Here is a 4,603-nt window from a genome sequence, read left to right as displayed (position 1 = left end):
CCCCAAGCCCCGTTCAGGTCCCGCACCATTCCACCCACCCCAATTCGTTGAGGTTAGGCTAACCTAACTAAATCTCGGCCCAGCAGCGGGGCACGAGTCGACGCAAAGACACGGAGACCGCCCGGCTGCGGCCCGGCTCCGGACAGGCAATCATCGGGGCATGAACGTCACCCTGCACCTCGCCCAGGACCCCGATGCCGACGAGCTCCTCGGCCGCAGTCCGCTCGCCTCGCTGGTCGGAATGCTGCTGGACCAGCAGATTCCGATGGAGTGGGCGTTCAAGGGCCCGGCGACGATCGTCCGGCGCATGGGCACCGCGGACCTGGACGCCCACGAGATCGTGGCGTTCGAGCCGGACACCTTCGCCCGGCTCCTGTCGGACAAGCCCGCCGTGCACCGCTACCCGGGGTCGATGGCCAAGCGGATCCAGGCGCTGTGCCACTACCTGGTCGAGCACTACGACGGCGATCCCGAGGCCATCTGGCGGGACGCGGACAGCGGGCCGGAGCTGCTGCGCCGGCTGGAGGAGCTGCCCGGGTTCGGCAAGCAGAAGGCGCAGATCTTCCTCGCGCTGCTCGGCAAGCAGCTCGGTGTGCGCCCGCAGGGCTGGCGGGAGGCCGCGGGGCCGTACGGCGAGCCGGAGTCCTTCCGGTCCGTCGCGGACATCACCGGGCCCGAGTCGCTGGCCATGGTGCGGGCGCACAAGCAGGAGCTGAAGGCCGCCGCCAAGGCCGCGAAGACGGCGAACTCGCCGAAGGCGTCGAAGACGGCCGGGACGGCCGGGACGACGAAGCCCTCCGGGCAGTGACCGCAGGACGAGGCCTTCCGAGGTCGTGAACCTCCGGGGCGGTGACCGCACCGGCCGGCCTCAGCCGAGTGGGCCCTCAGCGGTGGCGGTCCGGCCGCGCCCGGTCCGAGCATGGAGCATGAGCGAGCCACCGAGCGGCGGCCCCGGCGGGCCGGGGTACGACGACCGCCGCGTCCATGCGGCGCGTGACGCACGGGAGTCCTGGTCCTCGCCCTCGCAGGCGCCGGCGCCGCACTCCGCACCGCCCCGGGAACCGCCGCTGGAAGGGCCCCTGCACGCCCTCTCCCGCGCCGCCTGGCAGGCAGTCCTCGTCACCGGCGTGGCCGCGCTGGTCCTGGGGATCCTCGTGCTGTTGTGGCCCGGCCCCTCACTGCTGGCCGCCGGAATCCTCTTCGGCGTCTACCTCGTGGTCAGCGGAGTGCTCCAACTGGTCTCCGCCTTCGGCACGCACAAGTCGACCTCACTGCGCGTGCTGGCCTTCGCCAGCGGTGCCGTGTCGATCCTGCTGGGCCTGTTCTGCTTCCGGGGCGCCATGCAGTCGATCCTGCTGCTCGCCCTGTGGATCGGCATCGGCTGGCTGTTCCGCGGGATCACGCAGACCATCGCCGCCGTCCACGACCGTACGGCTCCCGCGCGCGGCTGGCAGATCTTCCTCGGCATCGTCACCTTCATCGCCGGGATCGTCCTGATCGACTCGCCGCTGCAGTCGGTCGCCGTGCTCACCCTCCTCGGCGGCTGGTGGCTGGTGGTGGTCGGCATCATGGAGATCGTCACCGCCTTCCGCGTCCGTCGGCACGCACAGAACATCCCGCAGCCGCTGTGAACGCCGTCGACCGCGCGCCCGCGAGCTACGCCGTGCGGGCGGTTCGACCGGTCGGCACGATGAACGGCGTACGGCCGCCGGGGACATGACCGATGTGAGCACAGCACCCGCACCGCGCGCCGGCCGCACGGCCGGCCGTGCAGACCGCCGCTCCGTGCGCCCCGCGCGCAGCCGGGCCGGCTGCCTCCGGGTGCTCGTGCTGCTGCTCGCCCTCCTGTCGCCCGGCGGGCCGGCCGCGGCGTACGCGGTGCCCGTCGCGGCGATGGCGGTCGGGGCCGACGCGCCGACCGGAGCCGGTGGGCCGGGCGGCGCCGTCGCCGAGCACGACCCCCTCGAAGGCGCGGTCCGCACCTCGGTGCGGAGCCGTCTGCGCGACGGTGGATCGCCCCTGCGCCCCACGCCCCCTGCCGAGCCGGCACCCGCGCGTGCGGCGGAACACCCCGCCCACAGGAGCGAGCCCCCACACCGTCCGTACCGCCTGCACGCGCTGCGCTGCGCGGTCCTGCGCTGCTGAGCCGACCGGCCCACCTGCCCCGGTCCGTCCGTCAGCGAGCTCGGCCGGCTCGGCAAGTCCGACCGAGCGCGACCGAGCACGACCAGGAAGCGAAGCACAGCCATGCCCGTCGACCCGTACGCGGTCCTGCGCGCCCTCGTGCGCGCGGAGGCCGCCCGCAGCACGTCCGAGCCGCCGCCCTCGACCCTGGAGGAACCCCACCGACGGCAACGCCGCCGGCCCGAGCGGGACGAACAGCGGCCGCCCGCCGCCGGCCGGCCCAGGCGCGACTGACCGTCGAGCCGTCGAGCCGGGCGCCTGGACGAGGCGCCCGGCTCAACCCCCTTCTTTCACCGGCCGTGTCGGCCTCACCACCTCCTGCGGACCGTGCCGAACAGGGAGCGGGTGTTCTCCTTGCCGATCTGGGTGCCCATGGACCGGGCCAGGGAGAGCGGAACGCACCGCTGTCGACGACCTGTTCGCTGACCGACGGCTCCTGCCTGACCTCGCGCTCCCGCCCCTCGGCCCAGGAGGACTGTCCGTCCTGCGCGGCCTGTTCGTCCCGCGCGGCCTGCTCGGCCGTCAGCTTCTCGTACACCGACTCACCATCCACAGCCTGTGCATAACGGCGGAACTCGGCGGGAGCGCCGCCGGGCGCCCACTGCTGGCGGACGTCGGCGGCCCGCGCCCGGACCCGGTCGTTCAGGCGTATCCGGAGGCGATCTGCCGGGCCTCGGGCGGGAGCACCTGGGAGATTTCCGGTGTGCCGGGGGCCGTCCGCGGTGTCCCGGGAGGTGGCATCGGGCGTGGTCTCGCCGTCACCCATCTCAAGCCCCTGTTCAGCCCCCGTTCCCGGTTCGCCCGGGTTTGCCGCGGCTTTTCCAGCGTCGCACTGCGGCGGCGAGGCTGCGCCCGGAAGGTCTGGGCCGGTAGGCTTTCCGTGTGATCTTCAAGCGCATCGGAAACGGCCGGCCGTACCCCGACCACGGCCGGGAAAGCACCCGGCAGTGGGCGGACGTCGCGCCGCGCCCGGTCCGCCTCGATCAGCTCGTGACCACCAAGCAGCAGCTCGACCTGGAGACCCTGCTCGCGGAGGACTCGACCTTCTACGGCGACCTCTTCGCCCATGTCGTGAAGTGGCAGGGCGACCTCTATCTGGAGGACGGCCTGCACCGCGCGGTGCGGGCGGCGCTGCAGCAGCGCCAGGTACTCCACGCACGCGTGCTCGAACTGGACTGACCCCCGCGGCCCGAAGCGGTCGGCGGAGCCGTCGGACAGCGGCCGCGACCGGTCCGCGGACACCGTCGGACAGCGCCCGCGACCGGTCGCCGGGGCCGTCTGGAACCGGTCCTTCGGTGACGGCTTGGACCTTTCGGGTTCTGCTGGGCCGGATCCAATGATCATCTAGTAGGAAACGCCGCCCGCGCACACTACGCTGCGCCCATGAGCATGCTGACTCCCCCCGGCATGGGCGGGAAGTACCGGATCACGGGGAACAAGTACCCGCGAATGCGCAGGCCCCGGCGGCACGGCAGGCTCGTGCTCCTGGTCGTCGCCTCCGCCGCCGTGCTCGGCGTGATCGGGTGGGGCACGCTGCAACTCATCGACGTCTTCACCGGCGGCAAGAAGGCCTCCGCGGCGGGTGGCAAGGCGCACTGCGCGACGGACGCGGCCGCCAAGACCGGCCCCTCGCCCGCGGGCACCGCCCGGGCACTGCCCAAGCCGGGCCAGATCACCGTCAACGTCCTCAACGCCACGCCGCGCGCCGGACTGGCCAAGCAGACCGCGGACGAGCTGAAGAAGCGCGGCTTCCGCATCGGCCAGGTGGGCAACGCGACCAAGGAGTTCGACAAGAAGGTCAAGGGCGCCGGGATACTGCTCGGCCCGGCGTCGTCCCTCAACACCTCGCTGCCGGTGCTCGCCACCCAGCTCCCCGGCGCCGAAAGCCGTACCGACACCCGCAAGGGCACCGACGTCGATCTGATCATCGGCACCGGCTTCAAGCAGCTGGCCCAGAAGCCGGCCGCCGACAAGGCCCTGGCCGCCCTGAACGCTCCGCAGGGGGCGCCCACCGCGAAGAAGGGCTGCTGAGCGGGCGCCGTTCCGTACGACGGACACGGCGGGCCGGTCCGCCGACCACGACGGGCAAGGCAGGTCGATCCGCTCGGCACGCCAGGCGGGGCGGACCGGTCCTGCTCGACACGCACGCCAGGCGGAGCTGATCGGTCCTGCTCGGCACGCGCGCCAGGCGGAGCTGATCGGTCCTGCGCGGCAGCACGCGCGAGGCGGACCGGTCCTCCTCGGCACGTACGCCAGGCGGAGCTGATCGATCCTGCGCGACAGGACGCGCGGGGCGGGGCTGATCGGTCCTGCTCGGCACGCGCGCCAGGCGGGGCGGACCGGTCCTCCTCGGCACGCACGCCAGGCGGAGCTGATCGATCCTGCTCGGCAGGACGCGCGGGGCGGGCCGGCCCGCCCC

Annotated in this window: 6 protein-coding genes; all 6 read left to right on the top strand. The window is 73.2% G+C overall.

Features of this window, described 5'->3' with window-relative positions; translation table 11 throughout:
- Nucleotides 1–160 precede the first annotated feature (160 nt).
- Nucleotides 161–808 (top strand): HhH-GPD-type base excision DNA repair protein, encoded by a 648-nt coding sequence (locus tag BZY54_RS28885; RefSeq protein ID WP_086728277.1) that lies wholly within the window; start codon nucleotides 161–163, stop codon nucleotides 806–808.
- A 118-nt stretch (nucleotides 809–926) separates the two neighbouring features.
- Entirely contained in the window at nucleotides 927–1,631 is a 705-nt protein-coding gene (locus BZY54_RS28880; protein ID WP_086728276.1) for an HdeD family acid-resistance protein, read from the top strand.
- A 94-nt stretch (nucleotides 1,632–1,725) separates the two neighbouring features.
- The gene (locus BZY54_RS28875) at nucleotides 1,726–2,145 is read left to right on the top strand and encodes a hypothetical protein (protein ID WP_143668142.1); all 420 of its coding nucleotides are present in this window, start codon (nucleotides 1,726–1,728) and stop codon (nucleotides 2,143–2,145) included.
- A 102-nt stretch (nucleotides 2,146–2,247) separates the two neighbouring features.
- The gene (locus BZY54_RS51740) at nucleotides 2,248–2,418 is read left to right on the top strand and encodes a hypothetical protein (protein ID WP_167414085.1); all 171 of its coding nucleotides are present in this window, start codon (nucleotides 2,248–2,250) and stop codon (nucleotides 2,416–2,418) included.
- A 648-nt stretch (nucleotides 2,419–3,066) separates the two neighbouring features.
- Nucleotides 3,067–3,363, top strand: a complete 297-nt coding sequence (locus tag BZY54_RS28870) for a type II toxin-antitoxin system VapB family antitoxin (RefSeq protein ID WP_004943146.1) — start codon at nucleotides 3,067–3,069, stop codon at nucleotides 3,361–3,363.
- Between the two features lie 228 nt (nucleotides 3,364–3,591).
- Nucleotides 3,592–4,215, top strand: coding sequence for a LytR C-terminal domain-containing protein (locus BZY54_RS28865; RefSeq protein WP_086728278.1), 624 nt, complete (start codon nucleotides 3,592–3,594; stop codon nucleotides 4,213–4,215).
- Nucleotides 4,216–4,603 lie beyond the last annotated feature (388 nt).

This window comes from Streptomyces carpinensis, from assembly GCF_002154505.1.
Classification (GTDB): domain Bacteria; phylum Actinomycetota; class Actinomycetes; order Streptomycetales; family Streptomycetaceae; genus Streptomyces; species Streptomyces carpinensis.
The sequence above is the reverse complement of the archived record's forward strand: the minus strand, read 5'-3'. Positions and strand labels throughout refer to the sequence as shown.

What these genes read in the sequence shown, in the direction of transcription:
- BZY54_RS28885 (WP_086728277.1), top strand. Translation starts at nt 161, where the DNA reads ATGAACGTCACCCTGCACCTCGCCCAGGACCCCGATGCCGACGAGCTC.
- BZY54_RS28880 (WP_086728276.1), top strand. Translation starts at nt 927, where the DNA reads ATGAGCGAGCCACCGAGCGGCGGCCCCGGCGGGCCGGGGTACGACGAC.
- BZY54_RS51740 (WP_167414085.1), top strand. Translation starts at nt 2,248, where the DNA reads ATGCCCGTCGACCCGTACGCGGTCCTGCGCGCCCTCGTGCGCGCGGAG.
- BZY54_RS28865 (WP_086728278.1), top strand. Translation starts at nt 3,592, where the DNA reads ATGGGCGGGAAGTACCGGATCACGGGGAACAAGTACCCGCGAATGCGC.